Origin of the sequence: Streptomyces caeruleatus, from assembly GCF_001514235.1 — a bacterium.
In the GTDB taxonomy this organism is placed as follows: domain Bacteria; phylum Actinomycetota; class Actinomycetes; order Streptomycetales; family Streptomycetaceae; genus Streptomyces; species Streptomyces caeruleatus.
Map to the genome: position 1 here is coordinate 327,008 of NZ_KQ948924.1, position 25,993 is coordinate 353,000.

General features: G+C 72.4%; 21 protein-coding genes. 6 read left to right on the forward strand and 15 right to left on the reverse strand.

Annotated features, from left to right (window positions below):
* Positions 1-242: 242 nt before the first annotated feature.
* Positions 243-1,337, forward strand: a complete 1,095-nt coding sequence (locus tag AQJ67_RS01480) for a mechanosensitive ion channel family protein (protein ID WP_062716116.1) — start codon at positions 243-245, stop codon at positions 1,335-1,337.
* Between the two features lie 15 nt (positions 1,338-1,352).
* On the opposite strand, the gene AQJ67_RS01485 is transcribed toward AQJ67_RS01480, so the two are convergent.
* Entirely contained in the window at positions 1,353-2,921 is a 1,569-nt protein-coding gene (locus AQJ67_RS01485; RefSeq protein WP_062716117.1) for a M1 family metallopeptidase, read from the reverse strand.
* A 235-nt stretch (positions 2,922-3,156) separates the two neighbouring features.
* On the opposite strand from AQJ67_RS01485, the gene AQJ67_RS01490 reads away from it, so the two are divergent.
* Together AQJ67_RS01490 and AQJ67_RS01495 are read left to right on the forward strand one after the other, a co-directional pair.
* Positions 3,157-5,376, forward strand: coding sequence for an NADP-dependent isocitrate dehydrogenase (locus AQJ67_RS01490; RefSeq protein ID WP_062716118.1), 2,220 nt, complete (start codon positions 3,157-3,159; stop codon positions 5,374-5,376).
* A gap of 119 nt (positions 5,377-5,495) precedes the next feature.
* Complete coding sequence (locus AQJ67_RS01495) at positions 5,496-6,281, forward strand: N-formylglutamate amidohydrolase (protein ID WP_062716119.1); 786 nt, start codon at positions 5,496-5,498, stop codon at positions 6,279-6,281.
* A gap of 9 nt (positions 6,282-6,290) precedes the next feature.
* On the opposite strand, the gene AQJ67_RS01500 is transcribed toward AQJ67_RS01495, so the two are convergent.
* Genes AQJ67_RS01500 through AQJ67_RS01510 form a run of 3 tightly spaced genes read right to left on the reverse strand, consistent with a single transcriptional unit; the run spans position 6,291 to position 8,847 of the window.
* The gene (locus AQJ67_RS01500; protein ID WP_062716748.1) at positions 6,291-6,767 is read right to left on the reverse strand and encodes a hypothetical protein; all 477 of its coding nucleotides are present in this window, start codon (positions 6,765-6,767) and stop codon (positions 6,291-6,293) included.
* A gap of 8 nt (positions 6,768-6,775) precedes the next feature.
* Complete coding sequence (locus AQJ67_RS01505; protein WP_062716120.1) at positions 6,776-7,351, reverse strand: RNA polymerase sigma factor; 576 nt, start codon at positions 7,349-7,351, stop codon at positions 6,776-6,778.
* Positions 7,352-7,410: 59 nt separating this feature from the next.
* Positions 7,411-8,847, reverse strand: a complete 1,437-nt coding sequence (locus AQJ67_RS01510) for a S8/S53 family peptidase (protein ID WP_062716121.1) — start codon at positions 8,845-8,847, stop codon at positions 7,411-7,413.
* Between the two features lie 148 nt (positions 8,848-8,995).
* Here AQJ67_RS01510 and AQJ67_RS01515 point away from each other — a divergent pair, with 148 nt between their 5' ends.
* Entirely contained in the window at positions 8,996-11,566 is a 2,571-nt protein-coding gene (locus tag AQJ67_RS01515; RefSeq protein ID WP_062716122.1) for a CHAT domain-containing protein, read from the forward strand.
* 25 nt (positions 11,567-11,591) lie between these two features.
* Here the strand turns inward: AQJ67_RS01515 and AQJ67_RS01520 are convergent, their stop codons facing one another.
* Positions 11,592-13,427: a LuxR family transcriptional regulator AbsR2 gene (locus AQJ67_RS01520; RefSeq protein ID WP_062716123.1), complete on the reverse strand. Its 1,836-nt coding sequence runs from the start codon at positions 13,425-13,427 to the stop codon at positions 11,592-11,594.
* A gap of 94 nt (positions 13,428-13,521) precedes the next feature.
* On the opposite strand from AQJ67_RS01520, the gene absR1 reads away from it, so the two are divergent.
* The gene (gene absR1, locus AQJ67_RS01525; protein ID WP_062716124.1) at positions 13,522-14,607 is read left to right on the forward strand and encodes a beta-glucuronidase AbsR1; all 1,086 of its coding nucleotides are present in this window, start codon (positions 13,522-13,524) and stop codon (positions 14,605-14,607) included.
* A gap of 171 nt (positions 14,608-14,778) precedes the next feature.
* Here the strand turns inward: absR1 and AQJ67_RS01530 are convergent, their stop codons facing one another.
* Positions 14,779-16,386 (reverse strand): FAD-binding oxidoreductase, encoded by a 1,608-nt coding sequence (locus AQJ67_RS01530; RefSeq protein ID WP_062716125.1) that lies wholly within the window; start codon positions 16,384-16,386, stop codon positions 14,779-14,781.
* A gap of 169 nt (positions 16,387-16,555) precedes the next feature.
* On the opposite strand from AQJ67_RS01530, the gene AQJ67_RS01535 reads away from it, so the two are divergent.
* Complete coding sequence (locus AQJ67_RS01535; RefSeq protein WP_062716750.1) at positions 16,556-17,332, forward strand: class I SAM-dependent DNA methyltransferase; 777 nt, start codon at positions 16,556-16,558, stop codon at positions 17,330-17,332.
* 13 nt (positions 17,333-17,345) lie between these two features.
* Here AQJ67_RS01535 and AQJ67_RS01540 read toward each other — a convergent pair whose 3' ends face one another.
* The 9 genes from AQJ67_RS01540 to sfnG all read right to left on the reverse strand — a co-directional run bounded on the left by AQJ67_RS01540 (position 17,346) and on the right by sfnG (position 25,810).
* Positions 17,346-18,179: a glutathione S-transferase C-terminal domain-containing protein gene (locus AQJ67_RS01540; protein ID WP_107122757.1), complete on the reverse strand. Its 834-nt coding sequence runs from the start codon at positions 18,177-18,179 to the stop codon at positions 17,346-17,348.
* A 103-nt stretch (positions 18,180-18,282) separates the two neighbouring features.
* Positions 18,283-18,405, reverse strand: coding sequence for a putative leader peptide (locus AQJ67_RS50110; RefSeq protein ID WP_279616868.1), 123 nt, complete (start codon positions 18,403-18,405; stop codon positions 18,283-18,285).
* 124 nt (positions 18,406-18,529) lie between these two features.
* A complete protein-coding gene (locus AQJ67_RS01545) occupies positions 18,530-18,988 on the reverse strand; it encodes an RrF2 family transcriptional regulator (protein WP_062716126.1) in 459 nt (152 codons plus the stop codon).
* Positions 18,989-19,039: 51 nt separating this feature from the next.
* Positions 19,040-20,317: an acyl-CoA dehydrogenase family protein gene (locus AQJ67_RS01550; protein ID WP_062716127.1), complete on the reverse strand. Its 1,278-nt coding sequence runs from the start codon at positions 20,315-20,317 to the stop codon at positions 19,040-19,042.
* Between the two features lie 149 nt (positions 20,318-20,466).
* Positions 20,467-21,627, reverse strand: coding sequence for an LLM class flavin-dependent oxidoreductase (locus tag AQJ67_RS01555; RefSeq protein WP_062716128.1), 1,161 nt, complete (start codon positions 21,625-21,627; stop codon positions 20,467-20,469).
* Positions 21,628-21,653: 26 nt separating this feature from the next.
* On the reverse strand, positions 21,654-22,850 hold the full coding sequence (locus AQJ67_RS01560; protein WP_062716129.1) for an SfnB family sulfur acquisition oxidoreductase: 1,197 nt from the start codon (positions 22,848-22,850) through the stop codon (positions 21,654-21,656).
* Entirely contained in the window at positions 22,847-23,404 is a 558-nt protein-coding gene (gene ssuE, locus AQJ67_RS01565) for an NADPH-dependent FMN reductase (RefSeq protein ID WP_062716130.1), read from the reverse strand. The genes AQJ67_RS01560 and ssuE overlap by 4 nt, the downstream gene beginning before the upstream one ends.
* A 15-nt stretch (positions 23,405-23,419) precedes the next feature.
* Positions 23,420-24,637 carry an acyl-CoA dehydrogenase family protein gene (locus AQJ67_RS01570; RefSeq protein ID WP_062716131.1) on the reverse strand — a complete coding sequence of 406 codons (1,218 nt, stop codon included), beginning with the start codon at positions 24,635-24,637 and terminating at the stop codon, positions 23,420-23,422.
* Positions 24,638-24,673: 36 nt separating this feature from the next.
* Positions 24,674-25,810, reverse strand: a complete 1,137-nt coding sequence (gene sfnG / locus AQJ67_RS01575; RefSeq protein WP_062716132.1) for a dimethylsulfone monooxygenase SfnG — start codon at positions 25,808-25,810, stop codon at positions 24,674-24,676.
* Positions 25,811-25,993 lie beyond the last annotated feature (183 nt).

The following is a 25,993-nucleotide window of genomic DNA, read 5'->3' on the forward strand; positions in this document are numbered from 1 at the left end:
CCGGGGAAGCGGTTGTCCGAGGGAGAATGCCCGAAAGCGATCGATGCGGTCCGTCCGGCCGACGATCCCGACACGAACACGTGTACCCGATACGGCAGGATGAGCCCTCGCGCCGGTCTCGGGGGATGGGGTGGCCGGCGCGACGGCACATCGCGGAATCGAGCAGGTGACAACGTGACGAGACTTCACATCCGGCCGTCGGCGAAGGAATTCGCCGCAGCCTTTGTTTCCGGAGGTGACCGGTGAACCGGGCGCTCACCGTGGACGACCTGGTCGTCGCCGGGATCGCGGTGGCCGCGGGGCTGCTCGCCGCCTTCCTGCTGCGGATGCTGCTGCGTTGGCTGGGCAAGCACGCCGACCGCACCCGCTGGAGCGGCGACGACCTGATCGTGGACACCTTGCGGACCGTGGTGCCGTGGGCGGCCTTCCTCGGCGGCGCGGCCTCCGCGGGAGCGGCGCTGCCGCTGACCCGGACGGTCCAGCACAACGTCAACCAGATCCTGACCGTGCTGCTGATCTTCGTCGTGACGCTGGCGGTGGCCCGCGGGATCGCCGGGCTGATGCGGACGGTCACCCAGTCCCGGCCCGGTGTCGCCGGGTCGGCCACGATCTTCGTCAACATCACCCGGATCCTGATCCTGGCCATCGGCTTCCTGGTGGTGCTGCAGACGCTGGGCATCTCGATAGCGCCTCTGCTCACCGCCCTGGGTGTCGGCGGTCTGGCGGTCGCGCTCGCCCTGCAGGACACGCTCGCGAACCTCTTCGCGGGCATCCACATCCTCGCCTCCAAGACGGTCCAGCCCGGCGACTACATCCGGCTGAGCAGCGGCGAGGAGGGCTACGTCGAGGACATCAACTGGCGCCAGACGACCGTGCGCGCGCTCTCCAACAACCTGATCGTCATCCCCAACGGGGAGCTCGCGAAGACGAACATGACCAACTTCATGCGTCCCGAGCAGGAGCTGACGATCCTGGTCCAGGTCGGCGTCGCCTACGACAGCGACCTGGACCACGTGGAGCGGGTGACGAACGAGGTCATCGGCGAGGTGATGACCGGGGTCGAGGGCGCCCTCCCGGACCACGAGCCGATCATCCGCTTCCACACCTTCGGCGACTCCCGGATCGGTTTCACGGTCATCCTGGGCGTCGGTGAGTTCAGCGACCAGTACCGGATCAAGCACGAGTTCATCAAGCGCCTGCACAAGCGCTACCGCCTGGAGGGCATCCGCATCCCGGCGCCCACGCGGACGGTGGCGATCCAGCAGGGCACGGTGTCGATCCCGCAGCAGCGCGGGCCCGAAGAGGCGGACGAGATGCCCCCCGTCCGCCTCGACTGACCTGCCCGAACCGTCCTACAGGGTGGCCGAGTTGTCGTGGGAGCGGCTGCGCCTACGGCTGTGCGGCGCGGCGGGCGCCGGGTTCACCGGCGTGACCGTCCAGTCCGGGTGCCCCGGCATCCGCGGCGTCTTCGTGCCGTACAGCCAGTCCTGGAGGAATCCGGTCAGATCCTGACCGGAGACCTCCGAGGCGACGGCGATGTAGTCGGCCGTCGACGCCGAGGAGTTGCGGTACCGGTCGAGGAAGGCCTGCTCAAGGGCGTTGAAGGCCTGCTCGCCGACGAGGTTGCGCAGCGCGTACAGCACCAGGACGCCGCCCAGATAGCGCTGGCTGTCGAAGAGGTTCACCGCGTTGGGCGCCGCGACCGGACCCGAGTCCCAGCGCCACTGGTCGCCCTTGGCGTGGGTGTCCTTCATCCGGGCTTCCATGGTGGTGAGACCCAGGGAGTCGGCCCAGCCGCGCTCGTAGCGGTACAGCAGCCCGTAGAAGTCGGCGTGACCCTCGTTGATCCACAGGTCGGCCCAGCCGGCGGGGCTGACGCTGTTGCCGAAGTAGGAGTGGACCAGCTCATGCATCATGTGCGAGCCGATCTTCGACTCCTCCTGGAGCAGATAGTTCGGCTTGTAGATGGTCAGGGTCTGCGTCTCCAGGCCCGTGAAGTCGAAGGCGTTCGGGGCGTCGGAGTTGCAGGGCAGCAGGCCGTACGTCTCGAAGGGGTAGGCCCCGAGCCGCGCCTCCAGCCACTCGACCAGGTTCGGCGTCAGCGCGAGCGCCGGTTCCAGTGCCGCGGCGCGCGCGACCGGGACGACGTCGCGCAGCGGGAGGCCGTGCGGGCCCTGCCGGTCCTTGATCACGTAGTCGCCGACCGTGATCTGCACCAGCTCGGTGGCCATGGGCTCGCGGGAGCGGTACGTGTACGCGGTACGGCCGCCGGAGAGGCTCTCGGTGCGTTCGAGCAGGCCGGTGGCCACACCGCGCAGACCGCCCGGGACGGTTATGCGGAACGTGAAGTCGGCCTTGTCGGAGGGGTGGTCGTTGCACGGGAAGACGGTGTGGGCCAGGTTCGGCTGGCAGCAGACCGCGAACCCGTCCAGCGTGTCGACCCACCCGGTGAGCGGCTGCGGAATACGGCGCGGGTCCGTCGAGTACTCGACGCACACAGTCACCCAGGACCTGTTCGGCAGCGTCCGTGCGGGCGTGATGCGCAGCTTCTCGGCCACCTGCTCGTACGTCGCCATGCGGCCACCGACGCGGACGGAGCGGATGTCGAGGCCGAGGGAGTCGAGGGAGAAGCGGGACAGGGCCTGGGTGGTGCGGATCCTCAGGGTGACGGTGGCGTCGACCAGGCGGGTCGTGGCGTCGTAGGAGAAGTCGAGGTGGTAGGCCGAGACGCGGTAGCCGTCATTGCCGAGGGCCGGGTAGACGCTGTCACCGAGGGTCTCGGAGCCCGGCGTGCCGGAGGTCTTGGCGGCCGACGTCCCCGTGCGCGTCGGTGCCGCGAGGGCGGAGGGAGCGGCGGCGAGGGCCGCCGCCGTGCCGATCAGGGCGGCCGCGGGGGCCGTCACTCTGCTGCGATATCTCATGGTCCGCTTTCGCTGGGGCGGCCGGGTGGTCAGGGCCGGCCTCCGGATCGGTGTTGATCGCCCTACATGACTGTTCGGTCACCTGATCCGGTTGCGCGGAGGCCCCGCATCCGTTTGCGCGGATTCGCTATCTCGGCAGACATACCGCACCGGTGTGCGGACCCCTGTCGAGCCGAGGTCGATCACGAGATATCTTGATGTCGAGCAATGTTGCAGACGTGGAGCGGAGCACCCGGTGACTGACTCGACCATCATCTATACGCACACTGACGAGGCCCCGGCCCTGGCGACGTATTCCTTCCTGCCGGTGGTCCAGGCGTACGCCTCGCAGGCGGGTGTCACCGTGGAGACGCGTGACATCTCGCTGGCCGGCCGCATCATCGCGGTGTTCCCGGAGTACCTGGCCGAGGACCAGCGCATCCCGGACGCCCTCGCCGAGCTCGGTGAGCTCGCGAAGACGCCCGAGGCCAACATCATCAAGCTGCCGAACATCTCGGCGTCGATCCCGCAGCTCAAGGCGGCCATCGCCGAGCTCCAGGGCCAGGGCTACGCGCTGCCGAACTACCCGGACGACCCCAAGACGGACGAGGAGCGGGAGATCCAGGCCCGCTACGACAAGGTCAAGGGCTCCGCGGTGAACCCGGTCCTGCGTGAGGGCAACTCCGACCGGCGCGCCCCCGCCTCGGTCAAGAACTACGCCAAGACCCACCCGCACCGCATGGGCGCCTGGACCTCCGAGTCCAAGACGAACGTGGCGACCATGGGTCAGAACGACTTCCGCTCCACCGAGAAGTCCGCCGTGATCTCCGAGGCCGGCGCGCTGAAGATCGAGCACGTCGCCGCGGACGGCACCACCACCGTCCTGCGCGAGTCCGTACCGGTCCTGGCCGGCGAGGTCGTCGACGCCTCCGTGATGCGCGTCGCCGCGCTGCGCGAGTTCCTGACGGCGCAGATCGCCCAGGCCAAGGCCGACGGCGTGCTGTTCTCCGTGCACCTCAAGGCCACGATGATGAAGGTCTCCGACCCGATCGTCTTCGGTCACGTGGTGCGCGCCTTCTTCCCGCAGACCTTCGAGAAGTACGGCCAGGCGCTCGCCGCCGCCGGTCTGTCCCCGAACGACGGTCTGGGCGGCATCCTCAAGGGCCTGGACGCGCTGCCGAACGGCGCCGAGATCAAGGCGTCCTTCGAGGCCGAGCTCGCCGAGGGCCCGGAGCTGGCCATGGTCGACTCCGACCGCGGCATCACCAACCTGCACGTGCCGTCCGACGTGATCGTCGACGCCTCGATGCCGGCCATGATCCGCACCTCCGGTCACATGTGGGGCCCGGACGGCCAGGAGGCCGACACCCTCGCGGTGCTGCCGGACTCCTCCTACGCCGGCGTGTACCAGGTCGTCGTCGACGACTGCCGTGCCAACGGCGCCTACGACCCGTCGACGATGGGCTCGGTCCCGAACGTCGGCCTGATGGCGCAGAAGGCCGAGGAGTACGGCTCCCACGACAAGACCTTCGAGATCAAGGCAGCCGGTACGGTCCGTCTGGTCGACCAGGCCGGGAACGTCGTCATCGAGCAGCCGGTCGCCGAGGGCGACATCTTCCGTGCCTGCCAGACCAAGGACGCGCCGATCAAGGACTGGGTGAAGCTGGCCGTCACCCGCGCCCGCGCCACCGGCGACCCGGCCGTCTTCTGGCTGGACGAGACCCGCGCGCACGACGCCAACCTGATCGCCAAGGTCAACGCCTACCTGCCGGAGCACGACACCGAGGGCCTGGACATCCGGATCCTCGCGCCGGTCGAGGCGACCAAGCTGTCGGTGGAGCGCATCCGCCGCGGCGAGAACACGATCTCGGTCACGGGCAACGTCCTGCGCGACTACCTCACCGACCTCTTCCCCATCCTGGAGCTGGGCACCAGCGCCAAGATGCTGTCGGTCGTCCCGCTGATGGCGGGCGGCGGCCTGTTCGAGACGGGTGCCGGCGGTTCCGCGCCGAAGCACGTCCAGCAGCTGGTCAAGGAGGACTACCTGCGCTGGGACTCCCTCGGTGAGTTCTTCGCCCTGGTGCCGTCCCTGGAGCAGTACGCGACCGCGACCGGCAACGCCCGTGCGAAGGTCCTCGCCGACACCCTCGACCGCGCCACGGCGACCTTCCTCAACGAGGACAAGTCCCCGACCCGTCGCGTCGGCGGCATCGACAACCGCGGCAGCCACTTCTACCTGTCCCTGTACTGGGCGCAGGAGCTGGCTGCGCAGACCGACGACGCGGACCTGGCGAAGGCCTTCGCCCCGCTCGCCGAGACGCTCGCGGCCAACGAGCAGAAGATCGTCGACGAGCTGAACGCCGTCCAGGGCAAGCCGGCCGAGATCGGCGGCTACTACCAGCCCGACCCGGCCAAGGCCGCCGCGGTCATGCGCCCGTCCGCCACCTGGAACGAGGCGCTGGCGTCCCTGAGCTGACGCGACTTCGCTGACTGAGGCTCCGCCCCGACCGGTTGTGTGAACCGGTCGGGGCGGAGCCATATGAGGGGAGCCCCAACAGCGCAGCACACGACCGACAACGCCCCGGAGTAACCGTGATGCCCTCATTCGAACTGCTCCCCGGCGCGCCCGATTCGCCGGTGATCCTGCACATACCGCACTCCTCACGCGAGATACCACCCGACGTACGCACCGGCATCGTCCTGGACGACACCGCCCTGGAACGCGAGCTGGACCACATCGTCGACGCGCACACCGCCGACCTCGCGGAGACGTCGGCCAAGTCAGCGCATCGCCCCCCATGGCGGTTCGTGAACCGGCTGTCCCGGCTGGTCGTCGACCCGGAGCGGTTCCCGGACGAGCGGGAGGAGATGCTGGCCGTGGGCATGGGTGCCGTCTACACCCGGACCACGCACAAGGAGCCGTTGCGGCCCGCCGACACCGACCCCGCCCCGCTTGTCGAGCGGTACTTCCGGCCGTACGCGAAGGTCATGACGGACGCCGTGGCCGACCGTCTCGCCGGCACCGGCCGGGCCGTGATCATCGACGTCCACTCCTACCCGACCGCCCCGCTCCCCTACGAACTGCACGGCGCGGGCCCTCGGCCCGCGGTCTGCCTGGGGACCGACTCCTTCCACACCCCGCCCGCCCTGCTCGCCGCCGCCCGGGAGGCGTTCGCCGAGTGCGGGGAGACAGGGCTCGACAGCCCGTTCAGCGGTACGTACGTGCCGCTGGAGTACTACGGCAAGGAGCCGCGCGTCAGCGCCCTGATGATCGAGATCCGCAGGGACACGTACATGGCGGAGCCGGGTGGTCCGGCCGGTTCCGGACTCACCCGGCTCGCGAAGGCGCTCGCGGCGCTGGTGGACGCCGTCTCCCCCTGACCCGCGGGTTCAGGCCCGCAGCCACTCCGTGACGACGACCTCGCCGCCGGTCCGCAGCCGCAGGGCGAACGGGCCGCCCGGCGGTGCGTCGCTGGTGAAGCGGCCCATGTCGTCGGCGACGACCGGAACGGCCGTCTGCGGGCCGCTCAGCACCTCGATCCTGGCCTGCTGCGGCGGCAGCACCTGCCCCATCAGGCCCTGCGCGGTCACCTCCACGTCGACGGTCACCTCGCCCGCGCGGAAGGTCAGCATCCGCGGCACGTCCGTGGCTCCCCTGACCGGAATGGCGTCGACCACCGAGTCGAAGGTCAGCTCGGCGATCCGGGTGTCCAGGTCGTGCAACGCGAAGGCCTCGACGGCGAGCTGCCGCAGCTGGGCCGGTACGGGGTCCAGGATGGCGGCGGCCTGGCGGAGCTCCTCCTCCAGCAGTTCCACGTCGAACCCGTCGTCGCCGAAGGGCTCCTCGCCCGTCGCTTCGTCGTGCATGTCGTCGTTCACAGCGCTCCCCGTGCGTCGAGTCGGGCCCGAAGGCGGCGCAGACAGCGCTGGCGCAGCGGCCCGATGCTGCCCACGGCGATGCCCAGTGCGGCGGACACCTCCTGGTAGCTGGGCGGCGGCGAGGCCATCAGGACGCGCAGCAACTGGCGGCAGCGCTCCCCGAGTTCCTCGAACTCCTGCCACATCCAGCGAATGCGCTCGGACTCGGCGGCGGCCTCCTCGGAGTCCAGGACCGACTGTTCGGGCGTCCGGTCCTCGCTGACCCGGTCCAGCAGCTGCGGATCGCTGGTCACGGTCAGCCGCCGCATGCTCTTGAGCACCTTCAGGCACTCGTGCCGTGCGGTGCTGGCGAGCCATGACCCGGCCTTCTCGGGTTCGCGGATCCGCCCGAGGTGCTGGGCGAAGCGGAACCAGACCGTCTGGTACACCTCGTGGGCGTCGGCGTCCCCCAGCCGGTGCGCGCGCACGACGGACCACACCAGTGGGCTCAGCCCTTCCACCAGCGCCTTCCAGGCCGCCGCGTCACCGTCGACGGCGGACTGGACCAACGCACCGACATCTGCACGGTCCACAGTCCCACCCCTCGTGTACGGCAAGTCATCGTACGCCGCGGAGGGGACGGTTCCGACCCTCATGAGCGAGGAGCCAGCGGTGTGACGGAGACAGGGCGCCAGGTCGGGGGGCGAAGGGCCGGCACATGCGCCCCCCGTACCTCCGCGTACCCGGAGTTCGCGGCGAGCATCTTGTACCGGGCGACCCGCGGGTCGCGCTCCGCCTGCGCGCTCATGTGGGCGGCGATCATCCCGGCGACGAGGGGCGTGGCGAAGGAGGTGCCGCTCCACTGGGCGTAGCCCTCGAACATCACCTGGTCGGGCTCGGCGACGGCCCCCGACTCGCTCAACACGCCGGTGTGCCGCGGCGACAGGCAGGTGCAGGAGTAGCCGAAGCCGTAGCGGCAGGCCTCGTAGGTGGAGTGCTGGTACACGTACGGCACGGGCCCATCGAAGCCGGTGAGTGCGCTGGTGAGGCGCTCGCCGGGCGCGTACACCTTCACCCAGCCGCCGTGGTTGCTGAAGCAGGCGCCGAACTCGCCGTCGCCGCGCAGCGCTCCGACGGACAGCACGACGTCCTGGTAGTCGGGCAGGTCGGCGTAGGCGGCGGGCCAGAACGGCGTGGCGCTGCCGTTGTTTCCGGCCGCCGCGACGAGCAGGGTGCGCTGGTCGCGCAGTTCCCGCATGAAGGCCTCCACGCCGAGCAGGCCGTCGGTGCGGCCGTTGGAGGTGCCGGCGGAGAGGCTGAGGATGTCGGGCCAGCCGCCCGCGTCGACGGCCTCGAAGAGCTTCTCGCCGAACTCGGACTCCAGAATGGCGCCCACGTCCTGCAGGGTGTTGCGGACCGTGATGTCGGTGTTGGGCGCGACGGCGGCGACGAGCCCGGCGATGAAGGTGCCATGACCGACGTACTGCCGGAGCACGCCCTGCTCGTCGCACTCCTGGACCTGGAAGTCGCCCTCGGTGTGGGCGAGCAGCGGGAAGGAGCGGTAGTCGTGCATGAGGCCGGTGTCGATGACGAGGACGCCGACGGCGCTGCCCGGGTCGTGGGCGCCCTCGGCCGCCGTGGGGTTGGTGCCGTCGGCGAGCGTGGCGGGCGCGGGTTCGTCGCCGGGACAGGAGTTGACGCCCCCGGTGATCCCCACGAGGTGGTTGCGGCTGACGAGCCGTCGTCCGGCCCGGCCCTCGGTCTCCCGCAGGGCGCGCAGGGCGTGCGCGACCGTCGGGTCGCCGGCGCGGTCGCCCGTGCCGGGGTCGCCGACCTGGATCCGGGTGATGCCCGAGCGGTTGGTCCGCGGGCCCGCGCGGCGCACATGGTCCTGGACCAGGTCGGGGTCGGCGGTGAAGTGCGCGCGCACGGTGTCCTCCACGACGCGGGCGTCCTCGCCGTCGCGGACCAGCACGTAGCCCTTCTCGTAGATGAACTCGGCGGAGTCGTCCGGTCCCATCGCGAGGGGGACGTCGGGCATGGAGCGCTGGATCTGCTCGAACTGCTCGTGGAATCGCTGTGGTGCCATGGCGGGTCCTCCCCCTGAGGCGGCTTTCGTCAGTCAGAGCCGTGCGGTCGCCGATTGATACAGCGCCAAACCGGTGTGGCACGGTTCCGCTGCAACTACCATCCGTGGAGTGACAGCGGGAAGCGACTCGGTTCTCGAACTGCTGCCGATGGTGTTCGCCGCCCCGAACGACGCGCTGGCGAGGGCGGAAGGGGTGCTCGACGCCGATCCGTCGCCGTTGCACGCCTCCGTCGCCCATCAGGTGATCGGCATCTGGCAGCGGGACTGGGGCGACATGCGCATCGCCCTGTACCACCTGCGGCGTGCCCGGGATCTCGCGGCCCGCGCGGAGTCGGCCGACCGGGAGGCGGACGTCCTGGCCGCGCTCGGTGTCGCGCTGGTGCACGCGGGCCGCACCCAGCAGGGGCTGGCCGCGCTGGAGCGCGGGGTCGAGCGGGGCAGCGGGCACACCCGCGCGCGCGTGTTGTTCCGCCGGGCCTACGCCCGCTGGGTGCTGGGCCAGCACCGGGAGGCGCTGGAGGACGTGCGCCGGGCGATACCCGTGCTGCGGCAGATGGACGACGTGATCTGGACGGCGCGGGCGCTGACGCTGCGCGCGACCGTGCACCTGGCGCTCGGTGCGGTGGACCGGGCGGACGCCGACTTCACCGCCGCTGAGGCGCTGTGGGACACCACGGGCCAGGAGCACGACAAGGCCGACGCGGTGGAGAGCCGGGGGCTGGCCGCGTTCCGGTCGGGCGACATCCCGGCGGCGCTGCGGCTGCTGGACGAGGCGGAGGAGCGGTACGCGAAGCTCGGCACGCCGACGTTCATGCTGAACATCCGCCGCTGCGAGGTGCTGATGGCCGCGGGCCTGGCCCCGGAGGCACTGGCCGAGGCGGACGCGGCGATCGGGGTGCTCGACGGCATCGGCGGTCAGTCCACCCGCAAGGCCGAGCTGCTGCTGGCCGCCGCGCGGGCCGCCCGGCTGGCGGGTGACGCGCACACGGCCATCGCGCGCGCCGACATGGCCGTACGGCTGTTCGCCGGGCAGCGGCGCAGCTGGTGGGAGACGCATGCCCGGCTGGTGCTGATCGAGGCGCGGGTGGCGGCCGGTCGCAGTTCGGGGCGGCTCGTGGCCGACACGGCGGCGGTCGCGGAGCGGCTGGCCTCCTTCGGCGCGCCGGCCGCGCCGGAGGCCTCGCTGCTCGCGGGCCGGATGGCGCTGGCCCTGGGCTGGCGGGCCGACGCCGAGCGGCATCTGCGCGACGCCGCCCGCAGCAGACACAGCGGGCCGCCGCTGGCGCGGATGACGGGCTGGGCGGCGCAGGCGCTGCGGGCGCGGGCGGCCGGCTCGGGGCGCGGTGTCGTGGAGGCCTGCCGGCGTGGCCTGGACGTGCTCGACGCGCACCGGATGACGCTGGGCGCCTCGGAGCTGAGGGCACGCGCGACCGCGCAGGGCGCCGAACTCGCCGCGCTGGCCCAGCAGGCCAGCCTCGACTCCGGCAGTCCGCGTCGGCTGCTGGTGTGGAGCGAGCGCTGGCGGGCCACCGCGCTGTCGACCCCGCCGACCCGCCCGCCGGCCGACCCGGGGCTCCAGAGCGACTTGACGGCGTTCCGGGAGATCGCGGCGCGTGCCGAGGAGGCCCGCAGCGAGGACCGGCCGATTCTGACGCTGGAGCGTGAACAGCGGCGCCTGGAGCGGGAGATCCGCGCCCGGACCCTGCACCTGCGCGGCGACGCGCCCGGCGACGGCTACCGCTTCGACCCGGGCCGGCTGCTGGAGCGGCTGGGCGAGGACGACGTACGTCTGGTCGAACTGGCGGTGCTGGACGGGCGGGTGCAGGTGCTGCTGTGCGGGCAGGGGCGGGTGCGGCGGTACGAGGCCGGGCTGCTGGCCGACGCGGAGACCGAGGCCGAGCATGTCCAGGCCGGGCTGCGGCGGCTGGCCCACCCGGGTGCGGAGGGGCGGCTCGCGGTGGTGGAGGCCGCGGGGCGGTGTCTGGAGAAGCTGCTGCTCGGTCCGGCCGCGGCCCATCTGGGTGAAGGGCCGGTCGTCATCGTGCCGCCTGCCCGGCTGCACCGGGTGCCGTGGGCGTTGCTGCCGTCGCTGCGGGAGCGGGTGCTCAGCGTGTCGCCGTCGGCGAGCAGTTGGCTGCGTGCCCGGGAGACCGAGGCGCCGTCGGGCGGCCGGCAGGTGCTGGTGCGGGGGCCGGGTCTGGCGACGGGCGGGGCGGAGGTGCCGCACCTGGCCTGGCGGTACGGCGGTGCTGTCGTCCTGGAGCACGCCGACGCGCGCGTGCCGCGGGTGCTGGAGGAGCTGGACGGTGCCGCGCTGGCCCATATCGCCGCCCACGGCACGTTCCGGGCGGACAGTCCGTTGTTCTCGTCGCTGCGGATGGCGGACGGGCCGATCGTCGTGCACGACTTCGAACGCCTTGACCGCAGCCCGTACCGGATCATCCTGTCCTGCTGCGACACCGCCCGGTTCGCCTCCGTCGGCGCCGACGAACTGCTCGGCCTGGTCACCGCCCTGCTGCCGCTGGGCACGGCGGGGGTGGTGGCGTGCACGGCGCCGGTCAACGACGCCGCGGTGGTGCCGCTGATGCTCGCGCTGCACAAGGGGCTGAGCGAGGGGCTGTCCCTGGCGGAGGCACTGCGCGACGCGCGGGCGGCGCTGCCGGGCGACGCGCTGCACCAGGCGACGGGGTGGGCGTTCTCCGCGTTCGGCGCGGCCTGAGACCGCGGCAGGAGGTCCGACTCCCTTACGCCGACCGGGTGTCCGGCAGTGCCACCAGCCATGGCAGGGCGCCCCGGTCGCTGGCGCCGAGGCGGGCGTAGGCGCTGTACAGGTGGTTGCCGACGGTGCGGACGGACAGGGTGAGCCGCTCGGCGATCTGCCGGTTGCTCAGGCCCGCGGCCGCCAGGTCGACGATCTGCCGTTGCCGGGCGGTCAGTTCACCGAGGACGAGCCCGGAGAGCGCGGGGGTGCGGGCGCCCTGGCAGCGGCGGGCCAGGGTGACGGCACGCGTGCGTGAGGTGCGCGCGGCGCTCGGGTCGCGGTGGGCCCGTACGGCCTGGGCGTGCGCCTCGGCGGCGAACAGCAGGAAGCCGCGCTCCTCCAGTTCACCGGCCACCCGGTCCAGCGCGTGTCCGTCAGCGCGGTCGAGCGCGTCGGCGTGCGCGGCGAAGACACCGGTCAGCCGGCCCGCGGCACGCCCGGGGGCGCCGAGGCGGACGGCGTCGTACGCGTCGTCGGTGAGAGCCTCGTCGTCCCCGTCGTCCTCGTCGCCCCCGTCGGCGGCGCCGCGGGCCGTTGCCGGCCGGGTGACCGCCCCACCCCCGTGGGAGCGGCCACCCAGGATCGTGTGCGCGGCCGGCGTGTCGCCGGACTGCGCCGCGGCGAGGGCGAGTTCGAGGCGGCAGGACGGATCGTCACCGCGCTCCCGCAGCCCCTCGCGCGCCCATGCCGCCGCTTCCCGCAGCTCCCCGCGCAGCCGCGCGAACCGGGCGCGCACGGCCGCGTATCCGGCCGGCACCGGCGTGCCCTCCCCGACCAGCCACTCCCCCACGGGCGTCGGCATGGCCCGTACGTCCGCCGCCTCGATGCGGCGGGTCAGCTCGGCCCGCTCGGCGTCGAGGGCGGGGCCGTACTGGTCCGGCGTCGGGGACAGCCGCCTCGCCCGCAGCCGGCCGGCCGCGGCCCGCAGCACCGGGCCGTGCAGGGGGTGGGCGAGGCGGACGGCGCCCTGGTCGTCGACGTGGACCAGGGAGTCGGCCTCCAGGTGTTCCAGGGCGCGCAGCGGCAGCTCGTCCAGGTGCAGGGGCAGCGGCTCGGCGAAGGCGAGGCGTGCGAGGGTCTCGCGCTCGTCGGGGCAGCCGCGGTCGAGGACGTGTGCGGTGCGCTCGCGTACGGCCGTGGTGACCGGCACGGGGCCGCGCCACTCCCACTCGTCCGAGTCCGGAAGGCGGGTGAGGAGCCCGCGCTCGCGCGCCCCGGCCACCAGGTCGCGCAGCAGCCGCAGGTCTCCGCGGCACAGGCGGTGCAGCCGTTTCACGGTGAGCGGTTCGAGGCCGTCGCCGCCGGTTCCGCCGGCCAGCAGCAGGCCGGTCTCCTCGCGGGGCAGGGGCTCCAGGGTGAGGCGGGGCAGGAGGTCGCCGGTCCACAGCCGGGAGACCGCGACCGGGACGGGGGCGCCGTCGCTGGTGACGACCAGGAGGCGTGTGCGTCCGTGCACGGCCAGCTGGTGGACGAGGGCGGCGGAGGCGTCGTCGAGCAGATGCGCGTCGTCGACCAGAAGCAGCCGTACGCCGGACAGGTGCTGGAAGGCGCCGTGCAGGGAGGCCTGCTCGGGGACGAGGTGCGCGAACGCGGCGAAGCGGATCCCGCGGGTCTGTGGGGTGCCGACCACCCTGGCGCAGTCGCCGCCGCGGACGGCCTCGGTGACGAGGCGGGTCTTGCCGCAGCCCGCCGGGCCGGTGATCACGATGCCGTTGCGACCGGCGGTCAGGGACCCGCGGACCAGGTCGAGTTCGTCCGCCCGGCCGGTGAAGGGCCAGGGCGTGTCCAGGGTCTTCGGGTCCCGTTCGAAAGTCGTCACGGGAGTAGGAGCACGGTGACTCACCCTTGATACAGGGGTACTTGAGTAGCCCTCGACTCAGGCGCCCGGGGCGGGTCGACGGCACCCTGTTCGCATGACCGCACGGTACTGCTCCCTCGCGCAGCAGTCGGTCCCCGCGTTCGCGCCGGGACTGGCCGCCGAGCGGCTGCGTGCGCTCATCGGCGGAAGCCGGATGTGGGTCAACGGCACGGTGCTGCACTACTACTTCTTCGACCGGGACGGCGACGGGTCCGTGATCCCCGACCCGGGCACCGGCCGGAGCGGGCATGTCCCGTGGGTCGGCGGCAAGGAGCAGCGGGACGTCGTGCGCGAGTGCTTCCAGGAGTGGCAGGACCTCGGCATCGGGGTGTCGTTCGTGGAGGTGGGCGAGCGGTCGGAGGCCGAGCTGCGCGTCGGGTTCCAGCTGGGCGACGGCTCCTGGTCGCACATCGGCAAGGACGCGCTCGGGGTCGGGCTCAACGAGCGCACCATGAACTTCGGCTGGGACCTGACCGTGCCCGGGGAGCGCGGCACGGCCCTGCACGAGATCGGGCACGCGCTCGGCATGCTGCACGAGCACCAGAGCCCGTTCGCCGGGATCCACTGGGACGACGAGGCCGTGTACACCGATCTGGCGGGCCCGCCGAACTACTGGAGCCGGGACAGGACGTTCTTCAACATCCTGCGCAAGCTCGACCCGGACGAGGTCAACGGCTCCGTCTGGGACCCGCACTCGATCATGGAGTACCCCTTCTCGGCGGGGCTGATCCTGGAGCCCGAGCAGTTCCGCGCGGGCCTGAACCCGCCCGGCGTGCTGTCCAAGGCCGACAAGGAGTTCGTCCTGCGCTGGTACCCGCCGGCCGGGACGGCGGGCCCGCGCGAGCTGGTGCCGTTCCGTTCGGTGCCGCTGCGGCTCGGACCGGCGGAGCAGGCCGACTTCGTCGTCGAGCCGCCGGAGACCCGCACATACACGCTGGGCACCTTCGGTGACAGCGACGCCGTCGTGGTGGTCTTCGAGGAACGGGACGGGGAACCCCGCTACATGACCGCCGAGGACGACGGCGGCACCCCGCACAACGCCACCGTCCGGGCCCGCCTCGTCAAGGGCCGCCGGTATGTCGTCCGAGTGCGTCTCTATGCCAACTGGGGATCGGGGGAGACAGCGGTCATGTGCTGGTGACGGCACGGATCCGCTGACGCGCACGGACGCTGCTGTCCATGGTCCGGCGCCGGGGGATGTGGCCGGGCACGCCGCCTTCGGGGGAGGGCGACGTGTCCGGCCACGCCATTTCCGGCCAACGATCGATCACCGAAGCCGAGAAGCCGGCCGAAGCCAAGCTCGGCTCTGGGGTCAAGCCCGCCTGACCGACAGGGCGTGGTGGAAGACGTCACGGGGGTCCCACTTCGCCTTGACGCGCTGGAGCCGGCGGTAGTTGTCGCCGAAGTACAGGGTCTGCCAGGGCGCGCCCGAGTTCCGGGCGGGGTCGGCGAGGTCGGTGTCCGGGTAGTTGACGAACGCGCCGTCGGCCGCCGCGGGTGCGCCGCCGGTGTCGGCGTACAGGTCCTCGTAGAGCTCACGCAGCCAGCCGATGTGCCGGGCGTCGTCCCGGGGGTCCTCCCATCCGTTGACGTAGAACATCTTGATGCTCGCGTCGCGGTGGGGGGTCGCGGTCGCGTCCGGTGCCACGGTGTTGACCTTGCCGCCGTGGGTGTAGAGGCTCACGCTGCCGCCCGGGTGGTCGTAGTCGGACCGGGTGAGGTGGTGGTGCAGGACGTCGATCTGCCGGTCGGTGAAACGGCGGCGCAGATAGCCGGACTTGACCTTCAGCCGGTAGACGGGCCCGGGGTCGCCCGGTGAGCCGGCCAGGGCCGCGGCCAGCCAGGACTGGTTGCGCACCGTGCGGACCGGCTGGACCTGCACACCCCGGTTGATCGCCGCGATGTGCTCGTCCAGCATCCGCTCGGCACCGGAGTCCGCCGCCACCTGCCCGATCATGAGGACGGTTCCCGACGGGCGGCGGGTCAGGGCGAGTTCGCTGTAGAGCGCGAGGTACGGCGAGTCGGGAGTGCTGTGCTGCTCGGCCCAGGCGCCGTGGTTGCGGACCAGCCGGGCGAAGGACGTCCGGTCCAGCTTCTGCCAGTCCCAGGAGACGGAGAAGCTCAGCACACCGGAGGGCGGCGCGGGCAGCAGGCCGGAGGGGTCGTCACCGTGGGCGCCGGGTGTCCGGAACCAGTAGCGGGTGACGATGCCGAAGGTGCCGCCCCCGCCTCCGGTGTGCGCCCACCACAAGTCCCGGTACGGATCGGCGGGTTCACGGGTTGCCACCACACTGCGCGCCCTGCCGCCACGGTCCACGACGACCACCTCGACCGCGTACAGATGGTCCACGGACAGACCCATCAGCCGGGACAGCGGGCCGTAGCCGCCGCCCAGGACATGGCCGCCGACGCCGACGTCGGCACACCAGCCGGCCGGGATCGTCACGCCCCAGCCGAGATACAGCCTGCGGTACACCTCGCCCAGCAGCGCGCCGGCCTCGACGGCGAAGGCGCGCCGGCCCGGGTCGTACGAGACGGCCGTCATAGCGGACATGTCGACGACCACCTCGACGGCCGGGTCGGCGACGAAGTTCTCGAAGCCGTGGCCACCGCTGCGGACCGTGATCCGCCGCCCGCTGTCGACTGCCTGCTGCACGGCCCGTACGACATGCGCCGTCGTGCCGGCCACCCACACGTGCTCCGGGCTCCCCACGAACCGGCGGTTGTAGCCCCGGGACGCCAGCGACCGGTACCGCGGCTCGCCTCGTCCGACCATGGCCGGTCCGGGAGGGGGCGGCAAGGACGTCCCGTCCTCGGCCGCCGCCGCCGTGAGACCTGTGCCCAGCCCGGGCGCCACGACCCCCGCCGTCGTGGCGACCACGCCGCCGCGCAGCACGTTCCTTCGACTCAATGCGCTCATCACGTCTCCTCGCGTCCGCCCATCTGTCCGTCCGTCACGAAGCTAGGTCGCGAAGGCGGCGAGCGCAGTCGGCCCAGCCCCCCGGTCAGGGTGGTGCCAGCACCCGGGTCCGGCCCCGCGCACGGAAATTCGGATGCCCGGGCGCGGTGGCCGGCAGTACGGTCCCGGCGTGACCGATGACTACGGCTCCCCCCATGACAACGGCTCCCTCGATGGCGACGGCTACTTCGGCGAGAACATCGCGGCCGACTACGACGACGACACGGCGGACATGTCCCACCCCGACGCGGTGGACCCGGCGGTCGACCTGCTGGCCGGCCTCGCCGGCGACGGCGCGGCGCTCGAGTTCGGCATCGGCACCGGCCGGATCGCGCTGCCGCTGGCCGGCCGGGGCGTGCCGGTGCACGGCATCGACCTGTCCCGCGCGATGGTGAAACGGCTGCGGGCCAAGCGCGGCGGCGATGCCGTCGGGGTGACGATCGGGGACTTCGCGACGACGGCGGTGGCGGGCGAGTTCGCGCTGGCCTACCTGGTCTTCAACACCATCAACAACCTGACGACCCAGGACGCCCAGGTCGACTGCTTCCGCAACGCCGCCGCCCATCTGCGGCCCGGCGGCTGCTTCGTGGTCGAGGTGGGGGTGCCCGAGCTGCGTCGGCTGCCGCCCGGGCAGGGCGCCGTACCGTTCCACATCAGCGACACACGCTGGGCGTTCGACACCTACGACCCCGCCACCCAGGCGATGAGCTCCAACTACGTCACCATCGTCGACGGGCGCGCCGAGCACTCGTCGATCCCGTTCCGGTACGTGTGGCCGGCCGAGCTGGACCTGATGGCGCGGCTGGCCGGCCTCAGGCTGCGCGACCGGTGGGAGAACTGGACGCGCGAGCCGTTCACCGGCGAGAGCCGCGCGCACGTGTCGGTGTGGGAGAAGCCGGCCGGCTGAGGTGTTCCGGGGATCACCTCGTCCAGTCGACGATCGGCACCGCGGCGCCGGCCGCCTCCTGGCCGCGGCAGTGGGCGTGGTGCCTGCGGGTGATGGCGTCCAGGTCGAGGTGGGAGCCGAAGGCGGGGTGGGCGGCGAGCCTGCGGGCGTAGGCCCACAGGTGCGGGTGGCCGGTGACGCGGTGCACGGCGGCGGCACAGAGGTGGTGGCGGTGCACCGTGTCCAGCTGGACCAGGGTGACCCACAACTCGACGTCGGCCAGCGTCGGTCGGGCACCGAGTACGTACTCCTGGGCGGCGAGTCGCCGGTCCAGTTCGCCCAGTGCGCGCAGGAGCGTGGCCAGCGCGGTGTCGCGTGCCGTCGCGTCGCCGTGCGGCTCCCCGGCGCGCTGAGCCGCCCCGGAGATGTCCTGCTCGCAGAGCCGGGTGATGCCGTCCAGGGCGTCCTCGGCGCCCCGGGGGAAGAGGTCCGGGCCACGGCCGCCGAACCTGCGGGCCAGGTCCCGCAGGATGTCCGGGGCGTGCGTGCTGACGATCGTTCCGGTCCAGTCGTCGCTGAGCACGGGTGCGACGGCCGGCCCGGGGTGCTGGTGCGAACTGGCCTCGTACAGCGGGCGCAGCTGCGCGTACCCGCCGTTCTCGGCGTCGGGAACCGCGGGCAGCAGCGTCACCGGGACGGTGTCGTCGAGGCCGAGGAGGCTGTGCGTGACGGCGATCCGCAGACAGTGCGGGCACGAGAGCGACAGGTGGAGGCGGTAGCGGCGGGGCACGGCGTAGTAGCCGCTGCGCGCGTCACAGCCGATCCTGCTGCGGAAGGACGGCACGGCGGTCGGGGCTGGGGCGGACATGCGTCTCCCTGGGTGCTCGGTCATGGGCATACGACGGCTCGGGCGCGCGGCGGCTTCGGCGCGGCCGGGATGCGGCAGGTGAGCGTGAGGGTGAGGGGGAGGTTCAGACGCGGACGGGCGTGCCGCCCTCACCGTGCGGGGAACTCGCGGCGCTGCACACGCGCACGAGGTCGATGTGGCGGCGGGACGTCAGCAGGGGCAGCGGCCGGACGGCGACGCGGACCACGTCACTGCCGAGGTCCAGCGCGGTGCGGCCAATGGTTCCCTACCAATTCACTAGGATTCCCTGAGTGGAGTGTCGGGCCACATCCGAGCCGCGTCAAGAGGGCCGCCGAGCAGCGAGACGCCGGTCAGGGATTCGTCCACGCCTCGGGGTCGTCCGCGAGGCTCAGCACGTCCTCGGGCAGTTTGGCGGCGGCCACGTGTGCCAGGGTGACCTCGCCGAGGATCTTGCGGACGTTGGCGCGTACGGCGATCCACAGCGGCAGCAGGGACTCCGCGGGACCGATGTAGGAGAGGTCCGGCGGGCGTACGCCGCGCACCGAGACGAGGGGGCCGTCCGCCACCCGGATCACGTCCGCGATGGGGATCGAGTCGGCCGGGCGGGCCAGCCGGTAGCCGCCCTTGCCGCCGCGCTGGCTGACCACGAGGCCACCGCGGCGCAGGTCGCCGAGGATGCCTTCGAGGAACTTGTGCGGGATGCCCTGCGCCTCGGCAATCGCTTCGGCCTTGAGTGAGGTGTCCTCCCCTGCCGCGGCCAGCTCCAACGCCGCCCGCACCGCATAGTCCGCCCTCGCCGAGATCCGCATGCTGAGATTATCCATCACCGCGGCGCGCGTCCCCACCGGCCGGTCCCCCGGTCAGGCGGGGAGGCTGAACGGAGGGTGCGCGCCGTTGAGGAAGTAGTCCCCGACCTCGCGCAGCCGGTGGGCGACCGGTTCGCGCAGGGTGTGGGCGCGGGTGTCGCGCCAGAAGCGGTCCAGGCCGTGTTGGGCGAGGGCGGCGGGTGCGCCGACGGCGTCCAGGGCGCGGGTGGTGATGTCCTGCGCGGCCCTGGCGGCGGCGGCCTCGGCCGCGCTGGCGAGGACGGCGATCTGCGCGCACTCCTCGTCGTCGAGGTCCTCGCCCCGTGCCAGGCCCCGGGTCAGGGCCGCCACCGCCTGGTCGGCGAGGGCGGACGCGGCATGTGCGGTGACGGCGAGTTCGCCGTACGCGGTCAGCACGTACGGGTCCTGTGGTGCGTGCCCCTGCCACGGCTGCGGGGGGAACGACTCCCACGACGACTTCACCGTCCGTCCGTGCTCGCGGACTTCGCCGAGCAGGCCCTCGGCGACGCCGAGACAGAACTGGGCGGAGACCAGTCGCGCGGTCGGCGCGGCGAGGCCGGCGAAGGGTGACAGGGCGCCGTCGTCGGCGGAGAGGGAGCCGAGCACGTCGTCGTGCGTGACCGGTACGGCGTCGAAGCCCACGCCGCCGGCGGCCGCCAGTCGCCGGCCGAAGGTGTCGCCGCCGCCGCCGTTGACCAGGCCCGGGTGGGCGGGGTCGACGAGGACGGCGACGGGCTCGCCGGTGCCGGGCACGGCGGCGCGGACCAGGAGGCGGTCGGCGACGCCCACTCCGGTGCCGTAGCGCTGATGGCCGTCCAGCAGATAGCCGCCCGCCGTGGGGGTCAGCATGAGCGGCGGTTCCTGGGAGGCGATGCCGCCGCCCCAGTACCACTGCCCCGCCGCGAAGGCCCGTTCGACGCGTGCGGCGCGGTCGGGTCCGGCGAAGAACCGGGCGCAGTAGGACAGGAAGTAGTGGCCGCCCAGCAGATGGCCTACGGCTCCGTCGGCGGCCGCGACGGTCCGTACGACGGCGTAGGCCGTGCGCCAGTCCGCGCCCCCGCCGCCGCGTTCGGCCGGTACGAGCAGGGTCAGCAGTCCCGATTCACGCAGCCGGGCGACCTCGTCGTGCGGGGGTTTGCCGGCCTGCTCGCGCTCGACGGCGTCCGTGGCGAGGTCGTCGGCCAGTTCGCGCGCGATGTGCCGCCAGTCGTGCGGTCCGGTCTCCCATGGAGTCGCGTCCGCCGACGGCACGGCCGCGCCCCGCGCGGGGTCGCCGAACGGAGCGGCCGGGGCCGAGGGAGCGATCGTCATGGCGTCATCCTCACTCGCTCCACCGACGGGGGTCAACACTTCCCTAGTAAATCGATAGGAAATCTAGGGAATGAGCGGCGGCGTGGCCGATTCCCGCCCCCGACCGGCCGATTCACAAGGGCGGGCCATGGTCTCCCGTCGTGCGGACGTCACCGGCTCCCGGCGCCCGCGAACGGAATCTGGGCCGCGGGCGCCGCGGCCGACGCGTCCGGGAAGGGATGCGTCCACAGCCCTCGGGCCTCCAGCCGCGGCAGCACGCCCTCGCCGAACCAGTACGCCTCCTCCAGGTGCGGATAGCCGGACAGCACGAACTCGTCGATGCCCAGCCGGTGGTACTCGGCGATCCGGTCCGCCACCTCGTCGTGGCTGCCCACCAGCGCCGTGCCCGCGCCGCCCCGCACCAGCCCGATGCCGGCCCAGAGGTTCGGGTAGATCTCCAGTTCGTCGCTGCTGCCGCCGTGCAGGGCGAGCATCCGCTGCTGCCCCTCGGACTCACTGCGGGCGAGCCCGGACTGCACGGCCCGTACGGTCTCCGTGTCGAAGCCGGCGAGCAGCCGCCGGGCCTCCGCCCAAGCCTGCTCGCCGGTGTCCCGGGTGATGACGTGCAGGCGGATGCCGAAGCGGACGGTGCGGCCCTCCTTCTCGGCCAGCGCCCGGATCCAGGCGATCTTCTCCGCTACGGCGGCCGGCGGCTCGCCCCAGGTGAGGTAGACGTCGACATGCCGGGCGGCGATCTCCCCGGCGATCGGCGACGATCCGCCGAAGTAGACCTCGGGGACCGGGTCGGGCACCCGGGCCAGCTTCGCGTCCTCGACCTGGAGGTGCTCGCCGACCAGATCGACGGTCCTGCCCTCCCACAACCCCCGGACGATCTGGAGGAATTCACCGGTACGGCGGTATCGGTCGTCCTTGTCGAGGAAGTCGCCGTAGGCGCGCTGCTCGTGGCTCTCGCCGCCCGTCACCACGTTCAGCAGCAGCCGCCCGCCGGTCTGCCGCTGGAAGGTGGACGCCATCTGCGCGGCGAGGGTCGGGGAGACGAAGCCGGGCCGGAAGGCGACCAGGAACTTCAGGCGTTCGGTGTTCTGGCTGACCATCGCGGTGGTCAGCCAGGCGTCCTCGCACCAGGCGCCGGTCGGGGTGAGGGCGCCGACGAAGCCCAGGTCCTCGGCGGCGCGGGCGATCTGGCTGAGGTAGGCGACCGTCGGCGGCCGGTCGCGGCCCGACGCCGTCGCCGGGGTGCCGTGGCCACCGCCGACGACGTGGCGGCTGTCGCCGTTGGTGGGCAGGAACCAGTGGAAGGTGAGGGCCATGGGGGGTCTCCGTTCGAGGTCGTGCGTCACAGCAGCCCGTGCCGGGGCGGCCGGGTGCCGTTGAGCACGTGCCGGCCGATGTGCTGGACCTTCCAGCGCGCCGGGTCGTGCAGGGTGTGGGTGCGGGCGTCGCGCCAGTGGCGGTGCAGGCCCAGGGAGTCGAGCGCGGAGCGGGTGCCGGCCACCTCGAAGAGGGCGCTGCCGACCTCCAGGGCCGCCTGAGCCGCCGTCACCTTGGCGGCGGCCACCGCGATCGAGGCTTCGGCGGCGGAGTCGTCTGTCAGCTCGGCGCGGGCGGCGTCCACGGACCGCGCTGCCGTGTCGAGCAGGGCGTCGGCGGCCCGGACGCGGATCGCCAGTTCCCCGAACCGCTGGATCAGCAGCGGGTCCTCGGCCGCGGTGGCGTGTCCTTCGCCGACGCTCTCGAACCAGGGGCGGCTCTTGGTGCGGACGAACTCCACGGCCTCGGCCAGCGCTCCCGAGGCGATCCCGGCGTCGATGGCCGCGTGCAGCAACTGGGCGACCGCGCCGTGGAGTTGGGGCCCCGCGAAGGTGAGGTGGTGCGGCACCACCTGGCAGGCGGGCAGCGGCACCGACTCCAGGCGGACGGTTCCGCTGGCGGTGGTGCGCTGGCCCATGCCGTCCCAGTCGTCCACGACCGTGAGGCCGGGCGCGTCCCTCGGGACGTACGCCACGTGCAGGTTGTCGTCGTCGGCGCGGGCGAGGACGGGGATCCAGTCGGCGAACAGGGCTCCGGTGGAGTAGTGCTTGACGCCGTCGAGGACGTACGACCCGTCCGGGTGCCGCCTGAGCCGGGTACGGATGTCCTGCACATGGCTGGTTCCGGCCTCCGACTGGGCGTTGCCGAACCGCTTCCCCGCCAGGACCTCGCCGAAGAAGAACTCCTGCTGTTCCCGCGTCCCCTGTCGGCGCAGCACGCCCACGTACACGAAGTGGCTCTGCGGGATCTGGGCGAGGCTGGCGTCGGCCGACGCCAGCAGCCGGAAGATCTCGGCGAGTGTCTCCGTACGGACGTCCGCGCCGCCGAACTCCGCGGGCACCGTCACCCCGAGCAGCCCGGAGGCGGACAGCCGCTCCACCTCCGCGTGCGGGAGCCGGCGCCGCGCGTCCCGTTCGGCGGCGTCCTTGCGGAAGTCCGCGGCCAGTTCGGCGGCGACACCGAGGGCCTCGGCGTCGCCGGCGATCACGGTCACGGTGCTCATCCGGTGGCCGCCAGCAGGGCCGGGCGGCCCCCGAGGGCGAGCGAGAACTGGTCGGTGACCTGGGCCAGCGCCTCCGCGGTGCCGGGCGCGACGGTCAGGGTGCCGTCGTCGCCGACGGTGATGTCCTTGTCGAGGGTGAACCAGCCCGGGGTGATGTGGGCGGGGCCCATGGAGTTCAGTACGGGGCGCAGGGCGTAGTCGATGGCCAGGACGTGGGCGGTGGTGCCGCCGGTGGCCAGCGGGAGGACGGTCTTGCCCGCGAGCGCGTACTGCGGGAGCAGGTCGAGCAGCGACTTCAGCAGACCGGAGTAGGCGGCCTTGTAGACGGGGGTGCCGATGACGATGCCGTCCGCGCGCTCGACCAGGGCGGTGGCCTCGACGATCGCCGGGTGCCGGAAGTCGGCGTGGAGCAGGGCCTCGGGCGGGAGGGTGCGGACGTCGAGCGGGATCACGTCGTGGCCCTGGGCGGCGAGCCGGTCGTCGAGGTGGCGCAGCAGCCGGGCGGTGCGGGAGGTGGCGGAGGGGCTGCCGGAGACGGAGAGGATGGTGGCCATGACAGGACCGACCTTTCAGGAGTACCAGGTGGGCTGCGGCAGTTCGCCGGTGAGGACGTGGCGGCCGATCTCCCGGCGCTTGTAGGCGACGGGGTCGTGGAGCGTGTGCGTGCGGACGTTGCGCCAGAAGCGGTCGAGGCCCTCGGCGGAGGCGGTGGCGCGGGCGCCGGTCACCTCGAAGATCCGGTTGGTGATCTCCAGGGCCACGTCGGTGGCGCGGGCCTTCACGGCGGCGACCCGTACCTCGAACTCGCCGCGGGCCTGTTCGGTGACCGCGTCCGGGTCGTCGTGCAGCTTCTGGCCCTCGGCGGCCACGGCGTCGGCCAGGGCTTCGGCGGCCCACAGCTTGGCGGTGAGGTCGCCGTAGGTGTCGATGACGTACGGCTCGTCGACGGCGTGCTCGTGGCCGCCGTGCAGCCAGGCGCGGGACTTGGTCCGGGTGTAGGTGGCGGCGGTCTCCAGGGCGCCGGCGGCGATGCCGAGGTAGAAGTTGACGAAGACGAGCTGGATGGTCGGCACGTTGAGGGTGTTGTAGACGCGCGGCTGGAACCGCTTGTCGACGTAGCCCGCCGCGGCGGACCAGGGGACGCGTACGGCGTCGAGGGTGACGCCTCCGCTCTCGGTGAGGCGCTGGCCGATGTTGTCCCAGTCGTCGTGGAAGGTCAGGCCCTCGCTGTCGGACGGGACGATGGCGAAGACGTGGTCGTCGGTGCCCTCCAGGACGCCTTCGAGCACGGTGACGTCGGAGACCTTGCTGCCGGTGGAGAAGGTCTTGCGGCCGGTGAAGGTGAGGGTGTCGCCCTCGTCCTTCACCACCACGTCCTGGTCGCGCGGATTGACCGCGCCGCCGAAGAACCACTGGTTGCGGGCGGCCTCGGCCTCCACGTGCTCCCACTGTTCGCGGGTGGCGACCAGGCGGGCGGCCCAGTTCCACAGGTAGTGGTAGCCGAGCAGCTGGCCGATGGAGCCGTCGGCCTTGGCGACCTCGCGGACGACGCGGTAGGCGATGGGCCAGTCCTGGCCGGCGCCGCCGTGCTCGACGGGGCCGAGGAGGGTGACCAGGCCGGAGTCCTTCAGCAGCTGGACCTCGGCGTACGGGGTGGCGGCGGCCTTGTCGCGGGCGGCCGCGTCGGTGGCGAGGACGGCGGCGACCTCGGCGGCGCGGACGAGCCAGCCCTCGGCGTCCTTGGGGGCGGGGGCGGTCTTGAAGTCGGCCGGTGCGGCGGTGCTCATGGGGATCCCCTTTTCGGCTGTGGGTTCGGGTGGCGGTCAGGCGTGGGCGGCAGCGACGGGCTCGGACCCGGACTCGGCCTGCTGGGCCTCCAGTTCGCGTACGAGGGGCAGCACCCGCTTGCCGAAGTACTCGACCTCCTCCAGGTAGTGCAGGAAGCCGAGGAGGAAGAGGTCGACGCCGAGCCGCTTGTAGGCGACGATCCGCTCGGCGATCTGCTCGGGTGTGCCGATCAGGCCGGTGCGGAAGCCGTCGTTGTACTGGACGAGGTCCTCGAAACTGGAGTCCTGCCACATGCCCTTGCCGTCGGCGGTGGACGGGCCGGCCTGCTGGACTGCGTCGCGGAAGCCTTGGACGGCCTCGGTGTTGGCCTTGGCGACGATCTCGCGGAGCGTGTCGCGGGCCTCGGCCTCGGTGTCGCGGGCGATGAGGAACCCGTTGAGGCCGAACTTGGGTGCGCTGCGGCCCACTTGGGCGGCGGCGGCGCGGACGTCGTTGATCTGCTCGGTGACGCCGTCGAAGTCCTTGCCGTTGCTGAAGTACCAGTCGGAGACGCGGCCGGCCATGGCGCGGGCGGCGGTGGAGTTGCCGCCCTGGAAGATCTCCGGGTGCGGGCGCTCGGCGGTGTTCAGGGGCTTGGGCTTGAGGGTGAAGTCACGCAACCGGTAGAAGTCACCGGCGAGTTGGGTGTGGTCCTCGGTCCAGATCTTGCGCAGGGCGGTGATGAACTCCTCGGAGCGGCGGTAGCGCTCGTCGTGCTCCAGCCAGGGCTCGCCCAGCGCGGTGAACTCGCCCTTGAACCAGCCGCTGACGACGTTGACCGCGAAACGGCCGTTCGACAGGTGGTCGGCGGTGGCGCCGAGTTTGGCGAGGACGCCGGGGTGCCACAGGCCGGGGTGGACGGCGGCGATGACCTTCAGGCGCTGGGTGGCGAGGAGCAGGGCGAGACTGAAGCTGGTCGACTCGTGCTGGAACTCGGCGCCGTAGCTGGCCATGTAGCGGACCTGGCTGAGGGCGTAGTCGAAGCCGTTGTTCTCGGCGAGGACGGCGAGTTCGCGGTTGTAGTCGTAGCCCCAGTCGGTGCGCTGCTCGATGGTGCTGGTGACCAGGCCACCGCTGACGTTCGGCACCCAGTAGGCGAAGCGGACGGGGTCGGATCCGGGCGGTACGGGCATGGGGAACTCCTGGCATGACTGCGCACGCGGAAAAAGGGCGCGTGCGTGCAGGGAAACGTGTTCGGTGAGCGGGATTCAGGCGTGCGGGCGCGCTGTTCCCGGGAAAGCCGAATTCACGACGGAAATCGGCCTGCGGTGAAATGTGTGAGGCGGGATCGGCGCGGGTGCGAGGGTTTCCCTCGG

Excerpts from the sequence above, each read along its gene's own strand:
- AQJ67_RS01555 (WP_062716128.1), bottom strand. The coding sequence starts at position 21,627 with ATGGCCCTCACCTTCCACTGGTTCCTGCCCACCAACGGCGACAGCCGC.
- ssuE (WP_062716130.1), bottom strand. The coding sequence starts at position 23,404 with ATGGCCACCATCCTCTCCGTCTCCGGCAGCCCCTCCGCCACCTCCCGC.
- AQJ67_RS01540 (WP_107122757.1), bottom strand. The coding sequence starts at position 18,179 with ATGTCCGCCCCAGCCCCGACCGCCGTGCCGTCCTTCCGCAGCAGGATC.
- AQJ67_RS01530 (WP_062716125.1), bottom strand. The coding sequence starts at position 16,386 with ATGAGCGCATTGAGTCGAAGGAACGTGCTGCGCGGCGGCGTGGTCGCC.
- AQJ67_RS01485 (WP_062716117.1), bottom strand. The coding sequence starts at position 2,921 with ATGAGATATCGCAGCAGAGTGACGGCCCCCGCGGCCGCCCTGATCGGC.
- AQJ67_RS01550 (WP_062716127.1), bottom strand. The coding sequence starts at position 20,317 with ATGACGATCGCTCCCTCGGCCCCGGCCGCTCCGTTCGGCGACCCCGCG.
- AQJ67_RS01570 (WP_062716131.1), bottom strand. The coding sequence starts at position 24,637 with ATGAGCACCGCCGCACCGGCCGACTTCAAGACCGCCCCCGCCCCCAAG.
- AQJ67_RS01495 (WP_062716119.1), top strand. The coding sequence starts at position 5,496 with ATGCCCTCATTCGAACTGCTCCCCGGCGCGCCCGATTCGCCGGTGATC.
- AQJ67_RS01515 (WP_062716122.1), top strand. The coding sequence starts at position 8,996 with ATGGTGTTCGCCGCCCCGAACGACGCGCTGGCGAGGGCGGAAGGGGTG.
- AQJ67_RS01500 (WP_062716748.1), bottom strand. The coding sequence starts at position 6,767 with ATGCACGACGAAGCGACGGGCGAGGAGCCCTTCGGCGACGACGGGTTC.
- sfnG (WP_062716132.1), bottom strand. The coding sequence starts at position 25,810 with ATGCCCGTACCGCCCGGATCCGACCCCGTCCGCTTCGCCTACTGGGTG.
- AQJ67_RS01510 (WP_062716121.1), bottom strand. The coding sequence starts at position 8,847 with ATGGCACCACAGCGATTCCACGAGCAGTTCGAGCAGATCCAGCGCTCC.
- AQJ67_RS01560 (WP_062716129.1), bottom strand. The coding sequence starts at position 22,850 with ATGAGCACCGTGACCGTGATCGCCGGCGACGCCGAGGCCCTCGGTGTC.
- absR1 (WP_062716124.1), top strand. The coding sequence starts at position 13,522 with ATGACCGCACGGTACTGCTCCCTCGCGCAGCAGTCGGTCCCCGCGTTC.
- AQJ67_RS01545 (WP_062716126.1), bottom strand. The coding sequence starts at position 18,988 with ATGCGGATCTCGGCGAGGGCGGACTATGCGGTGCGGGCGGCGTTGGAG.